Raw genomic sequence first — 18,168 nt, forward strand, 5'->3', positions numbered from 1 at the left:
AAACGAAAAACTAGAAATAAAAAACCTGACGTTATCCGCCAGGTTCAAAATAAAAACTTATATTAATGAGAAGGAAATGCTTTTTTCTCCTGTAAAATTGCATTATGAGCAATTTTCATTTTCGCAAGTACGTAACGTAATCGATCTTCAGCGTTTTCATCTTTACTTATTTGTAATTCCGCCAAATTTTCAACAGAACTTGCTAAATTTTCAATGACTCCTCTTAGTTCAGGATGATGATTAAAAAAAGATTCTTGCACTAATACTTTCCTTAACTCACTAGCTAAATCAATTATTCTAGACAACTGTTCTTTTTCTTCCATTCTCATCCCTCCTGAATATCTTATGTAGTAAATATTCTCTAAACAAAGAAAAAAGCCCTTTAAATGAAAAGGACTTTTTACATTTTTATATTTCCAGTTAATAACATATATATGGATGTGATAGCCGCAACAATAATTGCCCACATCACATACTTCTCTGCACCTACAAAGCAACGGTTCCCTTGTTCTTTTCTTGCAAATGTGTAAACAATAATTCCAATTCCATACACAATTGAAACGAGTAGTAAATTCTTTAAACCAGCTGCATAAAGAAGCCATACAGAGTAAATAGAAGCAATTAAAGCTAACGCTCCGTTTTTTAATTTAGCGTCTTTTAGCTCGTTTGTAATGACTAATTTAAATTGGAATAACGCTGATAATAAATATGGTAATAAAATTGATGTTGAGGCAATGAAATACATAATTTGATATGTTGATTCCGAAAACAAAACGATGATAAATATAGTTTGGGCAACACCATTTGAAATCCATAATGCCATGTGCGGTGTTTGCTTTTTATTTGTTTTCGTAAAGACTTTCGGAAATACGCCATCTTTTCCTGCCACATGAGAAATTTCAGAAACAAGTAAAAACCAACCAATTAATGTACCGACAAGTGAAGCAACTAATCCGATGTTAATCGCAACTGCACCCCATGGACCAACAACGTGCTCTAATACATGCCCCATTGAAGGGGTTTCTAACACAGAAAGTTCGCCTCTTGTCATAGCTCCCATTGACAGGACAGAAATTAAAATATAAATGGACATTACTAAAATAAGTCCCAATACTGTTGCCTTTCCAACATCTCGACTATTCTTCGCTCTTCCAGATAATACAACTGCTCCTTCAACTCCAATGAAAACCCAAAGTGTTACAAGCATTGTATTTTTCACTTGACCAAGTATAGCGGAAAGTGAGATCGTTCCTTCTCCCCAAAAATCATGTGTAAATGTGTCCCAGCGAAAGGCTGTTACCATTACAACAATAAATAAAACGATTGGAACTAACTTCCCTATTGTTGCGATCACATTCATAATAGAAGCTTCACGAATTCCAAATAAAATTAAAAAATGAAGTGTCCATAATAAAAGTGATGCCCCAACGATAGACGCAACATTATTTCCTCCTTTGAAAATTGAAAAGAAATAACCTAATGTACTAAACAGTAACATAATTGTTGCGACATTACCTAAGATTCCTGCTAGCCAATATCCCCAAGCACTATTAAATCCAATATATTCACCGAAACCAGCACGTGCATAACTATAAATTCCACCTTCAAGTTCCGGTTTTTGTCTTGCTAACGTTTGATATACGAGCGCAAGTGGAATCATTCCCATCGCTGTAATACACCAGCCAATTATTATTGCACCACTGTTTGCTCCTACTGCTAAATCATGCGGTAAACTAAAAACACCGCCACCAACCATTGTTCCAACTACTAATGCGATTAATGGAAAAAATCCTAACTTCTTTTCTATTTGTACCACCCCATCTGTCATTCTAGGTGTTATGTTCGTTCAACTATTAAAGTCACCTTTTTCTCTAATAGACGTTTCTCTTATATTTTTTCAGGAAAACATTACTTATTCTAAAAGAAAATGAGCAAAAATGGAATACTTTTTTGAAAAAATGTATAAGTATGCACAAAAAAACCGCTCATTTTGTAATGAACGGCCATTTCAAACATATAAATTTGTATATTTCTTGTAAATTTAACGAAGTAACTTCTCTTTTTGTAAAAATTGTTTTGCGACTTCTTCACTACTTTTACCATTTACGTTAACTTCATAATTCATTTTTCGCATTTCTTCATCTGTAATCTTTCCAGATAATTTATTTAATACCTTTTCAAGTTCAGGATATTTCTGTAACGTTTCTTTTCTTAATAATGGTGCTCCTTGATAAGGTGGGAATAACCCTTTATCATCTTTTAGCACTTTCAGTCCGTATTGCTCCAATTCACTATCTGTTGAATATGCATCAATTACGTTAACATCTCCAGATTCAATTGCGCTATAACGCAGCTTCGGCTCCATCGTTTTAACATTCGAGAACTTATAGTTATATAATTTTTGCATTCCTTTATAACCATCTTCACGATCAGCAAATTCCAATGTAAATCCTACTTTGGCTTCCTGCGCAACATTCCCTAAATCAGAAATTGTATTTATATTCTTTTGATCTGCTATTTTTTTCGGCATAGCTAGTGCATATGTATTGTTATACTCCATTGGCTTCAACATAATCATATTATATTTCTTTTCCATTCCAATGCGAGCCTGCTCATATACTTCATCACGATTTGTACTCTTTGGTTCTTCTTTCACGAAAGTAGATAAAGCTGTTCCTGAAAATTCTGGGTATATATCTACTTCTCCTGATTTCAACGCTTCAAATACAAATGCTGTTTTCCCAAGACCTGGTTTTAATTGTACGTGTAAATCTGTATCTTGTTCAATAAGCTGCTTATACATTTGAATTAAAATTTCAGGTTCTGATCCAAGTTTGCCCGCAATAACAATATCTTTCTTTTCTGTACTCCAAAGAAGTGGAGAAGCAATCATTATACAAACAAAACATATCGTCAATATAACACGCTTAGAAGAGCGTTTTGGTCGTTCAAGTATGCGAAGTACTATATCAAAGAATAAAGCGAGTAACGCGGCTGGTACGGCCCCTAAAATGATAAGTGCATGATCATTTCGATCTATACCTAATAATATAAGCTTACCGAGCCCACCAGCACCAATGAGAGCTGCTAATGTAGCCGTTCCAACAATTAATACCATCGCTGTACGAATACCGGCCATAATAATAGGCAATGCAAGAGGAAGTTCTACCTTCCACAATCTTCTCCAACTATTCATCCCCATAGCTTTCGCGGCTTCTATTAGAGATTCATCTAATTCCCTTATTCCTGTATATGTATTTCGTAAAATAGGTAATAGTGCATACACAACTAATGCGATAATCGCTGGAAGTTTTCCGATTCCTACTAACGGAATTAAGAGTCCAAGCAATGCAAGTGATGGCACTGTCTGCATTACTGCAGAAGTTCCTATTATAAATTCAGCCATTCGTTCTTTTCTTGTTAATAAGATGCCAAGTGGCACTGCTATAATTACTGCAAAAAATAATGAAATAAGCGATATTTGTAAATGCTCACTTAATGCAGTTAGTAATTCTATTTTTCGTTCTTGGAACGTTTGTATAAAATTAGTCACTGTTTAGCCTCTTTCCTTTATTTGTTCAACAATGTAATTGACAATATGACGACTTGTTAACGCTCCAATATATTGACCGTTTTCTTCAACTGGAACGACCTCTTCATCACGCACACGAACTAGTGCTTCTTGTAAGGAAGAATGTAATGATAGCGCCTGCCCTTCTAATTGCACACTTTGATCAAGTGGCAATACATCTGCTACACTTTTCCCCTCATACCAAGTTCGCCCATGATTTCCAATGAACTCCTCTACAAATTCATTTTTCGGATTATGTATAATTCCTTCTGGTGTATCTAGTTGAACAACTTTTCCTTCTTTCATAATACAAATGCGATCTCCAAGTGATAATGCTTCTTGCATATCATGTGTTACGAACACGATTGTTTTTTGAATCTTTTTTTGCAACTGTACAATATCCTTCTGAAGCTGTTCCCTACTTAATGGATCTAACGCACTAAATGGTTCATCCATAAGAACGATTTTCGGGTTTGCGGCTAATGCTCGCACGACACCGACACGTTGTTTTTGTCCTCCTGACAATTCATCAGGCATACGATTTCGATAAATATCCGGATCTAATCCAACCATATGTAACAAGTCATCGACGCGTGCTTTAATTTCTTTTTTGCTCCATTGCCTCATTTCAGGAACAACTGCAATATTTTCAGCAATTGTCATATGAGGAAACAAAGCAATCTGTTGCAACACGTATCCTATATCCCAACGTAATTCGTTTATATTATATTGTTGAATATCTTTTCCATCGATTAAAATCGATCCTTCAGTCGTTTCGATTAAACGATTAATCATCTTCATTGTCGTTGTTTTCCCGCAACCACTCGGACCGATGAGAACAAAAAATTCTCCCTTTTTAATTTCTAAATGCAATGAATCCACTGCTTTCGTGCCATCTTCATACGATTTTGACACATGATTAAATTGAATCACAAATACAACTCCTTTACTGTTGTTTCCTTTATTTTGATGGAATATGGCATTCATTTCAAATGATACGCTTTTAAATTAAAAAAGAGCTCACATTTGAGCTCTAACGGTCGAACAATATTGTTTTCATAATAGCAGCATATTCGCGAACATACATTTTTCTCTTAGAACGAATTGGTGTTTCAGCAGCTAGTGCCTCCATCTTCATGCCTAAACGCTTTGCAATTATTTTCGTTCGATATAAATGATACGTATTACTTACAACTACCGCATGTTTCACATTATATAAATTCATACTAAACTTTAAGTTTTCATACGTATTTGTAGATTGATCTTCTATTAAAATACGACTCTCATCTATACCGTGTACCATTAAATAGTTTCTCATGCTGTGAGCTTCCGGTATATCTTCATCTTCTCCTTGACCACCTGAAACAATTACTTTCGCTTCAGGATGGGAAAATAAATACTCCAACGCTACATCCAAACGATTTTGAAGAGATAAAGACGGTCTATCTCCAAATAACTTTGCACCCAGTATAAGAACGTACGGAGAGTGATAGCTCAACTTTTCACGAGCAACTTTGTTCATTCTAAACGTCATATAAATGATGTATAGTGGCGGTAATAATAAAATGATAAGAAAGATCCATTTGTTCATAAATAAGTTTGCACTCCCTTTCTTTTTATTATACAGAAAAAGAAAGGGCGGCAGAAGTGTTTTTTTAAACGATTGATTTATTAGAAACATTCGCCGCTACTTTACGTTGTGATAGTACATAATAAATAGCGATTCCTAATGAGAAGATCAATATGCAGCTTAATACGTAAAACGGAAGCATTACTCCGGCTTTAGATACACCCGCTGTAAACAGCATTAATAATACAATTCGTATTCCAGTACCAATTAGGCGAAATAAGCTGTCTACACGTCCCATTACTTCGTTTGGAATTTCCTCCATCATCAATACATTTCTCGCCACTCTTGTACCCGCATTTCCAACTGCTTGAAAAATTGCAAGTCCATATAAGAAAATTACGGAAGGTTCAATAATCATTGCGGTAATTGAAATTACATAAATGAACATCGTCATAACGATTGAAACTTCTGTTTTTACATATTTCATTATGAGTGGAATACAGATTCCTGCAACAACCGCTCCGACACCGTACATCGTGCCCTCTATTATGTATACAGAGGCATTGGCTTTTAGTAAACTGCTCTCGTTATTAATTATGTAACTTGAGCGAAATAAAAAGTTTATCTCCGTCTAAATACAAGTTATACAGACATACATTGATCGTATAAAAGTATATAGTACCCTAATATTATGTAAAAGGTGGCGAAGTGTATAATGAAAGATTTTGATTTCGAAAAAGAAAGCATTATTCGTAAATATGGTGAATGGACTGCATATGATATTAAATTAACTGAAACTCTATATACAAAGGATATTCGACAACCCAATCCTCCATTAAAAAAAATTGTGACAATGATTCAAGATATCACACAATGTGATTTTAAAAACCTTCGAATTTTAGATTTAGCTTGTTTAGAGGGTCATTATGCCATTGAATTTGCTTTGCAAGGAGCAACCGTTGTAGGAATTGAAGGAAGAGAATCAAACATACAAAAAGCTATATTTGCTAAAGATACATTAAATTTAGCAAATGTAACCTTTTATCAAGATGATGTAAGAAATTTAAGTGCTGAAAAATATGGTCAATTTGATATCGTTTTATGTTCTGGTATTTTATACCATTTAGACAGTTCAGACGTATTTCCTTTTTTAGAAAAATTGTATGAAGTATGCAAAAGATTTGTAATAATTGATACCCATATTGCATACACCTCTAATATATCAGTATTCTATAAAAATTATGAATATAAGGGACACACAATACCAGAACATCCTGCCAATTCATCATTAGAAGAACGTTTACAATCAAAGTGGGCATCATTAGATAACATTACTAGTTTTTGGATGACAAAACCTTCTCTATATAATTTCTTAACGCGAACAGGCTTCTCTTCTATAAATGAATCCAGAAGTTTAGTCCAAGGAGATAGAATTACTGTTGTAGCTTTTAAGAAATATCCTATAGAAATTAAAAGCTCACCTGAAACAGAAAAATACATTGAACCTGACTATTTAGAATATTAACTATTACACTTTTTAGTTCTTTATCCTAATCACCCTGTATCTACTGGTTAATGTCAAAAAAACATCTTACCAAACCTCGTTTCTAGATGCTCTTTCTTTTTGTTTTTTATATTACTACATAAAATAGATCAACAACCGTTCTTTTTTATGACGATTACACTAAAAAAGAGCATTTCTCACTGAAGTGAACCCGAATAGTGGTACATGATAAAAACACCTCCTGAATTTGCATACTTAGTATGCAAATTCAGGAGGTGTTTTTCGTTTTTTAAAAAAGAGTTCCTTACCTAGAAGAAATAAAGTGGAAAGTAATTAATAATGAAAAAGAAGGTTTATTCGAACCATACAATTCCGGAACCAATAGCAGATAGACTATTGGCTCCTAGAATGTAATACAAGCGAGAATCATGATAAAGTGAGGACATATCATTCCACTCCTAGTTGTTTTTTCACCTCTTTATATACGCTCATATATGCTTTCAATTCTTTAACTACATCATGAATTAATGGTTTTGCATCTTCCCCAAGTTCACCATCTTGCACATGTAATCCATCAAGCACAACTTGTTTTGGAATTGCATTTGCATAAACACCTCTAGCGACCGTTCGCATGCTGTTTAATGCATTTATTCCACCTTTACCGCCACCAGCAACCGCTAACAATGCAACTGGTTTATGAATAAATTCACTACTACTTAAGTAATCTAAAGAGTTTTTCAGCGCACCGCTCATCGCATTATGATATTCTGGTGTACATAATACAACCCCATCCGCAGCTTTCACTAACGTTTTTAATTTTTTTACTGCCTCTAAATCACGTTGCGACTCTTCTCCATTGTATAAAGGTAACTCCTCAATTGCTAAATCATATAATTCCCCTTCAAATTGATCCGCAATATATTTTGCCACCACGCGAGTTCTACCAAATTTTCTTGGTGTACCGTTAATAACGACTAGTTTCATGATTATTTCTCCCCTTTGTTTTCAAGTTCTACTTATATATTATCAGAAATTTCTATACAAAACACAATATAAAGAGTTAACTTGTTTCATAAAATAGTATGATAAACAAAAAAGAACTCATACTTTCGTATGAGTTTCGTACAATTACTTTGATTCATCTCTCATGCTCAATGTACCTAAACTTTCATTTGCTTCAAAATGATTATATGCTTTTTCCGCTAATCTTTTCCGTTCTTCTGGTAATTCTATATATTTCATTACGTTTTCAATTATTTTTTCGTACGGAGTAAATACAATTCCTGGCCACTCTACCTCATCTTCTGGATTACTATTTTCGGAAATAATAAATTTCTTATTCGCAACTGCATAAGACACGCGAGGTGTTTCAAGAATTCCTGATAAGTAAAAATGAATATTTAATATAATTTTAGCTCTAGCAATCAATTCATTTCTAACAATTCCCCACGCATTATTTTTAAAAACTATATTTAAATTCGGGGCAATCGCTTTTAGATGATCAAAAATAGCTTGTCGCCTCGGATTAAGAGCACCTATAAACAGAATATCAATATCTTCAATAATCTCATCTTCAAACGCATCTTTTTTTATTTCCAAAGTTGGAGCATAGTTCATTTCTACATGTTTTATTTCTTTTCCTACCCCTTTATGTTGAAGCCATTCTATATTTTGTTTACTATAATCCCAAATCACTCTATCTTTTAATAATATTAAATAAAGGGGATGCGCATATGGACTTCCTTCGTATAGCTGTTCTAAATTATAAATAATTGCATCTTTCGGAAGAAGATTCGGGTTATATGCGTATGTATGTGCTCCAAAAACAACTGTATTCTTTGCATTTTCCAGTATTGTTTCTGATATAATTACTGTATTACCCTCCTGCTCCAACCGCCACTTTAAAGCTCGCGCAACATCTATGAAACTACCGTATGTCTTTGGGCATATAAAAAGACAATAATCATATTCTTTATTCAAATAAACTTCCATTAATCTTAAATTATTTTTATATAAATCTACATCTGGATGTTTAAGTACCAACTCATTTGCATGTTTTCTTGCTACTTTATATAATCCAGCATAATAAGCAGCGATACATCTTCTTAATTCGATTCTTTCCCGGTCCTCATCTAATACATCCATGTTTAAAAGAAGATTTGCGATACAATACGCTTTTAAATGATCACGATCATAATAATAGTCTAGTAGTGGCATCAATTCTTCATACGTATTTCCATGCACCGATTCTCCTAGTTCAATCGCCCATCTCATTAATTCCATGATTACTCCACTACTCCTTTAACCGAAAATGTATTTAATAAAATTTCGCATTATTCTCTACTATATTTGCTATATGAAATGGAATCTTTTCTTTTATCGATTCCAAATACTTTTGCGATACCGCCCCTAAATGTTTTTTATGAGGTATATAGAAAGCACTAATAGAAATTTCATAGTCAAATAAGTAATCATACACATGATAATCTACAAATAGAAGATCATCCTTTGGAAAAGGAATTTCCTTCCCTTGCAGAGCGTACATCAAAGCAATATTGTTTTGAGATCGTAATCGATACAACCTTGCAAGTTGGTATAATGGTTCAGCCCGGGTTGGTCTATATTCCCAAGCTTTTTGAAAATAAAAAACAGCTAATGCTAAATATTGCTCTTCTTGCCCTTTAACAGTTTCTTTTTCATCAGCATCTGTCACTTCATTTTGTTTATTTGCTGAACGATTTGCTAACTGCTCATAACAAAATCCTATTCGCAATAACGAATAGAATACCTCTTCAACCCATCCTCCTGCTTCCACTCGTTTTTTATACCATTTAATTGAATTCTCAAATTGACTTAAATGAAAATAAGTCTGAGCTAAATAAAATAAATATCTTATATGCAAATCTGGCGTTGTTTCTGGGTCGTTTATTCCTTGTAACAACAACCTCTCATCTCTTTCAAATTTATCAGCTTTGCTCCCGCCATCTCCGGGATCATTCACGACAAGAGTCTCTAACCGAGCTACCCTCGTATTGTAATTCGCTCCAACTTTTGAACGATCTATATCCCAATACTCATGAGTAACACCGACAGATTTCCATGGTAAAGAAGCTTTTAAAAGACGCGTAAGCCAATATTTAATATGAACATCATATTGTAATGTAAGATAATGATCTTCCGCTAAGCTCGTTTTATCGAAATTCGGACCAACCTCTAAAATCATATCTGCATCTAATATTAATAAATAATCTGCTTCTGGGTATGTTTTTTGCGCTAACGAAACAGCTAAGCTTCTGTTATAACCAAAGTTTTTAAACGGCTCATGATGAACCGTCCCAGGTATCTCATTTTCCTTACACCAATTTTCAATAATTTCAGGCGTATTATCCGTCGATCCAGTATCACAAATAGAAACAAAGTCTACAATTGATTTTGTTGCATTTAAACATCTTTCCATAATTCTAGACTCATTTTTGACGATCATACAAAGACATAACTTTTTTTCTTCCTTTACAGACTTCACTTGCTCATTTTCCATTTAACCACCTCATATTTTATTAACACGCTCTTCTCATATGTAACAACATTTCTTAGCTATACTGATGACATAAGCACCCTTTTACTATTTATGAAAACTTCATTTTATTTATTCTTACTTTTATGTTGGGACATATTTCATGCAGCGCTTTATATTTGATACAATCAATACAAAAAACATAATGCGGGAATCCGTACATTTCAAAGTCTAAGAGGAGGTTAGTGTCATTTGTGACAAAAAAACGATGATTGATTGGTATTTTTAAATTAGTAGTTTCTTAAACTATAAAAAAGAAACTTGCGCTTATGCACAAGTTTCTTTTCAAAAACATCCTTATTTTTTCACAACTTCATGTCCACCGAACTGATTACGTAGTGCTGAAACTACTTTTCCATGGAATGTATCATCTTCCTGAGAACGATAGCGCATAAATAATGACATAGCGATTACTGGTGCTGCAGCTTGAAGTTCAAGTGCAGTTTCAACAGTCCATTTTCCTTCTCCTGAAGAGTTCATTACACCTTTAATGCCATCTAGTTTCGGATCTTCTGCAAATGCTTTTTCAGTTAAGTCCATTAACCAACCACGGATAACTGATCCGTTCGCCCATACTTTTGCAACATCTTCATAATTGAAATCAAAGTCACTCTTATCTAGTACTTCAAATCCTTCAGCGATTGCTTGCATCATGCCGTACTCAATACCGTTATGAACCATTTTTAAGAAATGACCACTACCAACACGGCCAGCATAAGAATAGCCATTTTCTACTGCTAAATCTTTAAATAAAGGTTCTAATTGGTCGTAAATTTCTTTTTCTCCACCAACCATTAAGCAAGCACCGTATCTAGCTCCTTCTACACCGCCTGATGTACCGATATCTACATAATGTAATCCGAAGCTTTTTGCTTCTTCAGCACGGCGTAACGTATCTTTATAGAATGAATTTCCGCCTTCAATAACGATATCACCTTCATCTAATAACGGATAAACATCTTTTAGTACTGACTCTACAACTTCTCCTGCAGGCACCATTACCCAAATTGTACGAGGAGCTTCTAGTTCAGCGATCATTTCTTTTAATGTATGACGTGCAGTAATTCCTAGTTTTCCTGCCTTTTCAACAAGCTCTTTATTTACATCGTATACTACTACTTCATGCTTGTCTTCATATAAGTGTTCAGCTAATGGGAATCCCATTTTTCCTAATCCAATTAAACCTAGTTTCATATTAATCAATCTCCTATTCTATACAAATATATTTAATATCGAAATTAGCCCAAGTGCTACTACAGATAATATAGTCTCCATTGCAGTCCATGTTAATAATGTTTCTTTCACAGTCATTCCGAAATACTCTTTAATCATCCAAAATCCTGAATCATTCACGTGTGATAAAATTAATGAACCTGCGCCTGTTGCAAGTGCTAATAATTCAACATTTACACCTGGTGTGCTTGCTGCAATCGGCGCAACAATACCAGCTGCTGTCATCATAGAAACAGTTGCCGATCCAGTTGCAATTCGAATAAGTGCCGCAATTCCCCACCCTAATAATATCGGTGAAATATGTGATTCTTTCGCCATATCTGCAATTGTCGTTCCAATTCCAGAATCTAATAGTACTTTATTAAATGCGCCGCCTGCACCAATCACTAACAATATGTTTGCAATAGGTCCAAGGCAATCATTTGTAAATTGTAACACTTTATCTTTTGAGAAACCTTTTGCATATCCAAGACTAAAGAAAGAGTAAATGGTTGCAATTAATAAAGCGACAATCGGATCTCCAATAAAGTGTAATACTTGTGCTAGTTGACTTGTTTTATTTAATGCAACTTCCGCTATTGATGCACCAAGCATAAGAAATACTGGAAGTAAAATTGTAAACAATGTATTCCCAAAGCTTGGAAGCTCTTTTTTATTATCTTTTTCAATAAATTGCTCCGCTATATCTAATGGTACTTCCTTATGTATACGAGCACCAATCCATTTCCCGTAAAGTGGACCTGAAATAATTGCAGTTGGAAGTCCGACAATTAATGCATATAAAATTGTCTTCCCTACATCTGCTTTAAAAATACCAACTGCCGCCATTGCCGCTGGATGCGGCGGCACTAGTCCGTGCACAACGGATAGTCCTGCTACTAGCGGGATACCGATTGTAATAAGTGATACCCCTGTTTCTAATGCAATTGTAAATACTAACGGAATTAATAGTACAAATCCAACTTGGAAAAATACCGGAATCCCTACTAAAAATGCAACGAACATCATCGCCCAGTGAACTCGTTTCTTCCCAAAACGATTAATTAATGTGTTAGCGATACGTTCAGCACCACCAGATTCGGCCATCATTTTTCCAAGCATCGTTCCTAGTGCTAAAACTATTGCTAAAAATCCTAACGTATTACCAAGCCCTAGTTTAATAGAATCAATAATCCCTGGATCTTTTGGTGAAGTTCCAATTAAAGGCATTCCCATTGCTAATCCTACACCAATTGCTGTTAAAATTAATGCGACAAATGGATGCCATTTTACTACCGTAATAAGTAAAAGTAGTATGACAACTGCCGCTAGTACGATCCCAACTACCATTTCTCCCAATCCCCCTATTTTTTACGTTGGAAAGCAGCTATACAATCAAATTCTTCTTTCAAGCGATTGTAAAGTCGTTCATACATATAAAACATTTCTAAATATATAGCCGTATTTTCTTTATTCGGTACATGATGATGGACAATATCAATCCAATCCTTTACCTCTTCAAGAGAATCAATTTTTCCTACAGCATACAAAGCAACTGCCGCTGCCCCAAGCGCAGATGCTTCATGACTTTCAGGTACAAGCAATTCTTTTCCCATCATATCGGACAACATTTGTCTCCAAAATGCAGATTTTGCAAACCCTCCTGAAACTCGTATTTCAGTAAGTGGCCCTGTACAATCCCTGATTGCGAGTGCTACTGAATATACACTCATACAAACACCTTCCATCACTGCACGTATAAAATGTTCTCGCTTATGCTGAAGATTGATTCCAAAGAATGTACCACGAGCATTTGCATTCCAGTAAGGTGCGCGTTCTCCAGATAAGAAAGGTAAGAACAATAGCCCATCCGCTCCAGCTGGTACGCTTTCTGCATATTTAATTAATAAATCATAAGGATCAATGCCGAGCTTTCTTGCTACTTCTTGCTCTGGACTACCAAATTCATCACGTAACCATCTCAGTAATATTCCGCCGTTATTCGTTGGACCACCGATTACCCAGTGCTCATCTGTTAATGCGTAACAAAACGTTCTCCCTTTCTCATCTGTATTTATATTTGATGAGATTGTTCGAACTGCACCACTCGTTCCAATCGTAATCGCAGCTGAGCCAGGCGATATTGCCCCAACGCCTACATTCGCAAGAACACCATCACTTGCACCAATAACAACTGGAGTATCTTCACGAATACCCATCTTTTGTGCTATTTCTCGTTTCATACCCGATAAAATATATGTAGTTGGTACTGGGGTTGATAATTGTTCTGGTGACATATGTAACATAGTTAAAACATCTTCATCCCAGTTTAATGTTTCTAAATTAAATAACCCTGTAGCAGAAGCAATCGAATAATCAACTACGTAGCGTGAAAATAATTGGTAAATCACATACTCTTTAATGGAAATGAATTTATAGGCACTTGTATATAACTCTGGTTCCTCTTCTTTCATCCATAACAATTTAGAAAGTGGTGACATCGGATGAATCGGTGTACCTGTACGTCTATAAATTTCATGCCCATTCATTTGTTGTAATAATTTTTCTGATTGCTTCGTACTTCGATTATCTGCCCAAATGATAGAACGCGTTAATGGCGCACCATTTTCATCTACTGCAATTAATGCGTGCATAGCTGTACTAATACCGATTGAAGAAATATCTTCTGGTAATACATTACCTTTTTCAATGGCAACGCTTACACTTTTGTATACAGCGGCACATATTACATCAGGATCTTGCTCAGCCCATCCTACATTCGGTTGAATAATTGGGTAATCGATTGCATGTGATGCAATGACTTTTCCTTTTTCTGTGAACACAACCGTTTTTGTACTTGTGGTACCGATATCAATCCCGATTACTCTCCCCCTTGTTTCCATGCGAATCTTCCCTTCATTTCTAGCAAAATACGATTTAGTAAACCGTTTACATGAATTAGTATATAAAATATTTTTTCATTTATCAAGTTATACAAAGAAAATTTTTTTCATACCAAAAAAATAAATCCCCTCATTCCATTTCACTTATATACTACATTTAGCTTTTCCATGCGGTAAACTTACGTTATATTCGTTACGCAATACACTCTTTCCTCCCATTAACAATACATACATACTCCTCCATACGTTCTACTTATTTGCATGAAGAAAGAGTTGAAACGCAATATTCATTTTTAGGATTCACGTAACATCACCATCAAGCCAAGAAAAGTAACTAACCGCAGAATGAGAATTCTGTGCATTTTGCTCTTGTTTATTGTTTTAGGTTCACTAGTCCTTTTATCTTGATAAACATAGAGCGCGGCCCCCTACTATCACTTTTTTATCTTGTAAATATATCTTGCATACTATAAAACCGAAAAGTATTTTTATTTTTCAGAAAAATAAAAACAATAACATGAAATTTATTGTATAATGTTGTAAAAAGATGTCGGAGGGATTTAATGTTAAATAAAATATCTCAATTCACAATTAAGCTTTCATCAATTCTTTTATCACTCTTACTATTATTAAATTTACCTTATTTATTTATCACTCAACAAGGATTTACCTTTCAACCAATTTATTTTTTTAATCAGACCGTTACTATGTTAAAACAGGTTTTTTCCCCTGAATCATTAGTGATTATAGGATCAGACCCGAAGTTTGGCCATTTCAAAAAAACACCATTATTTCCAACTGTTTTAGAACCTTACCTATATTCATTTACTATATTATTTTTAGCCTTTTTTCTTGCTCTCTTTTTATCATCTAGCATGGCATTTTTTTATTTTTTAGCAAAAGATTATATAAAAAAATGGATAAACCGAATTGTGTTCATATTAGAAGCTGTCCCTGATATGATGATGATGATTTGTTTGCAAATATTTTTCATATGGGTACTTCAGAAATTTGGGGAATCTCCTGTCACTATTATTTCTTTTAATGAAAATCGAGCTTATTTACTTCCTATTTTATCATTAGCTGTCTTACCTACATTACAAATGTTTCGGATGATGGTGTTATACATAAAAGAAGAGCAAGGAAAACATTACGTAGAGGTTGCATATGGAAAAGGCCTTTCATCAAGTTATATACTATGCATTCATTTATTCAAAAATATATCTATCCACTTCTTCCACCATTTAAAAACGATTTTTGTTTTCTTACTTTCTAATTTATTCATTTTAGAATTTGTTTTTAATATGGAAGGCATTATTCAATTTTTATTTAATAAGGCGTTTGTTTCACCTCCAGCTGCATTTATCATACTTGTTATGATTGTTTTACCATTTTACGCCATTTTCCAAATAGTCTCATTCATGATGAATAGATGGAAAAAGCAATTGAAAGGAGTATCATTATGAAATCTATTTGGAAATCAAAACGCTTTTTAATCGGCTTTGCTTATCTATTCATACTTATTTCAGCTAGTTTTATTTATAGTTGGTTCTTTAAAGATAACATCCCAAAACCTCCTCAGTTACTTTACAATGAAAATAACGAATTACTTGGAAAGGCCCCCTTTCCGCCATCGTTAATTCCACCTTTTGGATCTGATCGTTTTGGAGAGTCTGTTTTCTTACAAATTGTAGAAGGAGCAAAATTCACTATTTTATTAGCCGTGGCAATTAGCTTCTTTCGAATTTTATGCGGAACATGTATAGGAATCCTCTTAAGTTTATTTGCTCCAAAACTCAAGAGATTTTTCCAGTCATGCTCAGAAGTTTTTTATTATATTCCAACTCTATTTATCGCATTCATACTCATCACGCCCGTTAATATTATAATCACATCAAATGCTGATGGGGTAGATCCAAATATTTCATTTACGTTTTATCAAGTACTCGTACTTATTTTCGTCGCTCTGCCTACACTTTCTTTATACATATCCTCAGAGGTTGATGAATTTATGAAACAAGATTACATCTTAAGTTCACAATTACTGGGGGCTAGTCGTTTTCATATTATGAAAAAACACTTACGAGTCTTATTACTTGACCGCTTATTTGTATTATTTATGGAACATATCGTCCAAACACTCATACTCGTTATCCATTTAGCGTTGCTTAACATTGTAATTGGTGGCATACAAATGCGTGAACTCTATGACGGAGTGCTCAAACCTGTTTCTCTATCTAATGATTGGGCAGGTCTTATTGGATTAAATCGTAATGAAATGAATCTTTCATGGTGGATTATTTTTTATACTCTCGCTTCATTCTTTATTACGATTCTATTTATTAAGCTTATGACCATCGGGATTCAAGATGCACTGAAAGTAAGAGATTCGCAAATTGTAGCAATTCAAAACGTTCCAGATCATAAAAAAATTGTTAAACATAAAGATTCCTTTTCGTTTGCAAATAAAGTAAACCTTTAATCATTTCTCATTAATCAAGTATTAATTGGCATTGATATTAGTAGAAAATAAAGAAGATGAACCCTATTAAATACAGGGATCATCTTCTTATACTGTCTAACTTTTTTACATGTCCTTTGCTAGACTCATGCTTTTTATATTTAAAGTGAATTATTTGCAATCACAATTATGTTTTTTAAAATCAATTACCATACGCCCTTGAATTCTACCTTGTTCCATTTCTTCGAATACATTTTGTACTTTATCTAGAGAACAAGTTTGAACAACTGGCACTACTTTTCCTTCTGCCCCGAACATAAACGCCTCTTCCAAATCTTTACGAGTACCAACTAGAGAACCAACTACTTCAATTCCATCCAGTACAAGTCGTGGGATGTTTAAGTCCATTGTTTCTACTGGTAGCCCTACTGCAACTACTTTACCGCAAGCACGTACTGCATCAACTGCTGAGTTAAAGGCTACTTTAGAGACTGCTGTTACTACCGCAGCATAAGCGCCACCAAACTCCTCTTGCACAATTTTATCAGCAGGACCTTGAGAAATTGGATTGATAGTCATATCAGCACCAACTTCTTTCGCTAAGGCTAATTTGTCGTCATTAATATCTACTGCGATTACCCTTGCACCAAATACATTTTTAGCATATTGGATAGCTAAGTTACCTAATCCACCGCAGCCATAGATTACAATAGGTTGACTAGGTTTAATATCTGATACTTTAATAGCTTTATATGTAGTTACACCAGCACAAGTAATTGATGATGCTTGAGCAGGATCTAATCCTTCTGGTACTTTTACCGCATAATCAGCTGTAACGATACATTGTTCAGCCATACCACCATCCACTGAATAACCAGCGTTTTTAACTTCACGGCAAAATGTTTCTCTACCAGTTACGCAATATTCACAACGTCCACAAGATTGGAACATCCATGCAATACTTACACGGTCACCTATCTTTAGTGAAGTAACATCATCAGCTATTTTCGTAACAATACCTACACCCTCATGACCAAGAATACGGCCATCAGTGTTACCAAAATCATGATTCGCAACGTGTAAATCAGTGTGGCAAACTCCACAATACTCTACATCTACTAACGCTTCACCTGAGTGTAACGGACGTAATTCTTTGTCAATCACTTCGATGTTTGCTTTGCTGTTTTTATTAACCACTACTGCTTTCATATGTGATCTCCCCTTTAGTGTTTTAGCATTTTAATGAGTTTATCTCACAACTACTTTCTTCACTACTTTGGCTAGTTATTCTACCAAATTTAAGTGTTCAATCATCATTACATCTTCATCATAACATGACACTTCATAAACAACTTGTGAAATTATGAACAATA

The 18,168-nt window shown here is 34.5% G+C and carries 15 protein-coding genes and 2 pseudogenes; 4 read left to right on the top strand and 13 right to left on the bottom strand.

Annotated elements, in window-relative coordinates; genetic code table 11:
- Positions 1-62 precede the first annotated feature (62 nt).
- The 6 genes and pseudogenes from ACK1U5_RS07350 to ACK1U5_RS07375 all read right to left on the bottom strand — a co-directional run.
- On the bottom strand, positions 63-323 hold the full coding sequence (locus ACK1U5_RS07350; protein WP_000391445.1) for a hypothetical protein: 261 nt from the start codon (positions 321-323) through the stop codon (positions 63-65).
- Positions 324-400: 77 nt separating this feature from the next.
- Entirely contained in the window at positions 401-1,828 is a 1,428-nt protein-coding gene (locus ACK1U5_RS07355; protein ID WP_448814784.1) for a basic amino acid/polyamine antiporter, read from the bottom strand.
- Positions 1,829-2,041: 213 nt separating this feature from the next.
- A complete protein-coding gene (locus ACK1U5_RS07360; protein WP_113710716.1) occupies positions 2,042-3,553 on the bottom strand; it encodes an ABC transporter permease/substrate-binding protein in 1,512 nt (503 codons plus the stop codon).
- Between the two features lie 3 nt (positions 3,554-3,556).
- Complete coding sequence (locus tag ACK1U5_RS07365; RefSeq protein WP_145962409.1) at positions 3,557-4,504, bottom strand: ABC transporter ATP-binding protein; 948 nt, start codon at positions 4,502-4,504, stop codon at positions 3,557-3,559.
- Between the two features lie 100 nt (positions 4,505-4,604).
- Positions 4,605-5,162 (bottom strand): YdcF family protein, encoded by a 558-nt coding sequence (locus tag ACK1U5_RS07370; RefSeq protein WP_003312004.1) that lies wholly within the window; start codon positions 5,160-5,162, stop codon positions 4,605-4,607.
- Positions 5,163-5,226: 64 nt separating this feature from the next.
- Positions 5,227-5,724: pseudogene (locus ACK1U5_RS07375) on the bottom strand (MFS transporter); the annotation flags it as partial.
- 132 nt (positions 5,725-5,856) lie between these two features.
- Between ACK1U5_RS07375 and ACK1U5_RS07380 the strand changes: the two are divergent.
- On the top strand, positions 5,857-6,666 hold the full coding sequence (locus ACK1U5_RS07380) for a class I SAM-dependent methyltransferase (RefSeq protein ID WP_000651153.1): 810 nt from the start codon (positions 5,857-5,859) through the stop codon (positions 6,664-6,666).
- Positions 6,667-7,092: 426 nt separating this feature from the next.
- On the opposite strand, the gene ACK1U5_RS07385 is transcribed toward ACK1U5_RS07380, so the two are convergent.
- The 3 genes from ACK1U5_RS07385 to ACK1U5_RS07395 form a co-directional block, all read right to left on the bottom strand.
- Positions 7,093-7,629: an NADPH-dependent FMN reductase gene (locus ACK1U5_RS07385; RefSeq protein WP_000780355.1), complete on the bottom strand. Its 537-nt coding sequence runs from the start codon at positions 7,627-7,629 to the stop codon at positions 7,093-7,095.
- A gap of 144 nt (positions 7,630-7,773) precedes the next feature.
- On the bottom strand, positions 7,774-8,928 hold the full coding sequence (locus ACK1U5_RS07390) for a hypothetical protein (RefSeq protein WP_061139338.1): 1,155 nt from the start codon (positions 8,926-8,928) through the stop codon (positions 7,774-7,776).
- A gap of 34 nt (positions 8,929-8,962) precedes the next feature.
- On the bottom strand, positions 8,963-10,183 hold the full coding sequence (locus ACK1U5_RS07395; protein WP_061139339.1) for a glycosyltransferase family 2 protein: 1,221 nt from the start codon (positions 10,181-10,183) through the stop codon (positions 8,963-8,965).
- 139 nt (positions 10,184-10,322) lie between these two features.
- Between ACK1U5_RS07395 and ACK1U5_RS07400 the strand changes: the two are divergent.
- Positions 10,323-10,402 (top strand): annotated as a pseudogene (locus ACK1U5_RS07400) (DUF2711 domain-containing protein); the annotation flags it as partial.
- 114 nt (positions 10,403-10,516) lie between these two features.
- On the opposite strand, the gene gnd reads toward ACK1U5_RS07400, so the two are convergent.
- From gnd to gntK, 3 genes are read right to left on the bottom strand one after another with little or no spacing between them, the layout of a single operon-like run.
- Positions 10,517-11,413: a phosphogluconate dehydrogenase (NAD(+)-dependent, decarboxylating) gene (gene gnd / locus ACK1U5_RS07405; protein WP_000765995.1), complete on the bottom strand. Its 897-nt coding sequence runs from the start codon at positions 11,411-11,413 to the stop codon at positions 10,517-10,519.
- Between the two features lie 18 nt (positions 11,414-11,431).
- Entirely contained in the window at positions 11,432-12,781 is a 1,350-nt protein-coding gene (locus tag ACK1U5_RS07410; protein WP_000260202.1) for a GntP family permease, read from the bottom strand.
- 14 nt (positions 12,782-12,795) lie between these two features.
- Complete coding sequence (gene gntK / locus ACK1U5_RS07415; RefSeq protein ID WP_000450001.1) at positions 12,796-14,334, bottom strand: gluconokinase; 1,539 nt, start codon at positions 14,332-14,334, stop codon at positions 12,796-12,798.
- Between the two features lie 563 nt (positions 14,335-14,897).
- Here gntK and ACK1U5_RS07420 point away from each other — a divergent pair.
- Complete coding sequence (locus ACK1U5_RS07420) at positions 14,898-15,800, top strand: ABC transporter permease subunit (RefSeq protein WP_000932684.1); 903 nt, start codon at positions 14,898-14,900, stop codon at positions 15,798-15,800.
- Positions 15,797-16,816 carry an ABC transporter permease gene (locus ACK1U5_RS07425; protein WP_061139342.1) on the top strand — a complete coding sequence of 340 codons (1,020 nt, stop codon included), beginning with the start codon at positions 15,797-15,799 and terminating at the stop codon, positions 16,814-16,816. Before ACK1U5_RS07420 ends, ACK1U5_RS07425 begins: the two co-directional genes overlap by 4 nt.
- Before the next feature lie 150 nt (positions 16,817-16,966).
- Here ACK1U5_RS07425 and adhP read toward each other — a convergent pair whose 3' ends face one another.
- Positions 16,967-18,004, bottom strand: coding sequence for an alcohol dehydrogenase AdhP (gene adhP, locus ACK1U5_RS07430; protein WP_069604973.1), 1,038 nt, complete (start codon positions 18,002-18,004; stop codon positions 16,967-16,969).
- Positions 18,005-18,168 lie beyond the last annotated feature (164 nt).

This window comes from Bacillus sp. XB1 (assembly GCF_053557995.1).

Coding starts and splice junctions, on each gene's coding strand:
- ACK1U5_RS07390 (WP_061139338.1), bottom strand. CDS start 8,928: ATGGAATTAATGAGATGGGCGATTGAACTAGGAGAATCGGTGCATGGA.
- adhP (WP_069604973.1), bottom strand. CDS start 18,004: ATGAAAGCAGTAGTGGTTAATAAAAACAGCAAAGCAAACATCGAAGTG.
- ACK1U5_RS07410 (WP_000260202.1), bottom strand. CDS start 12,781: ATGGTAGTTGGGATCGTACTAGCGGCAGTTGTCATACTACTTTTACTT.
- ACK1U5_RS07355 (WP_448814784.1), bottom strand. CDS start 1,828: ATGACAGATGGGGTGGTACAAATAGAAAAGAAGTTAGGATTTTTTCCA.
- ACK1U5_RS07370 (WP_003312004.1), bottom strand. CDS start 5,162: ATGAACAAATGGATCTTTCTTATCATTTTATTATTACCGCCACTATAC.
- ACK1U5_RS07425 (WP_061139342.1), top strand. CDS start 15,797: ATGAAATCTATTTGGAAATCAAAACGCTTTTTAATCGGCTTTGCTTAT.
- ACK1U5_RS07350 (WP_000391445.1), bottom strand. CDS start 323: ATGGAAGAAAAAGAACAGTTGTCTAGAATAATTGATTTAGCTAGTGAG.
- gntK (WP_000450001.1), bottom strand. CDS start 14,334: ATGGAAACAAGGGGGAGAGTAATCGGGATTGATATCGGTACCACAAGT.
- gnd (WP_000765995.1), bottom strand. CDS start 11,413: ATGAAACTAGGTTTAATTGGATTAGGAAAAATGGGATTCCCATTAGCT.
- ACK1U5_RS07395 (WP_061139339.1), bottom strand. CDS start 10,183: ATGGAAAATGAGCAAGTGAAGTCTGTAAAGGAAGAAAAAAAGTTATGT.
- ACK1U5_RS07385 (WP_000780355.1), bottom strand. CDS start 7,629: ATGAAACTAGTCGTTATTAACGGTACACCAAGAAAATTTGGTAGAACT.
- ACK1U5_RS07420 (WP_000932684.1), top strand. CDS start 14,898: ATGTTAAATAAAATATCTCAATTCACAATTAAGCTTTCATCAATTCTT.
- ACK1U5_RS07380 (WP_000651153.1), top strand. CDS start 5,857: ATGAAAGATTTTGATTTCGAAAAAGAAAGCATTATTCGTAAATATGGT.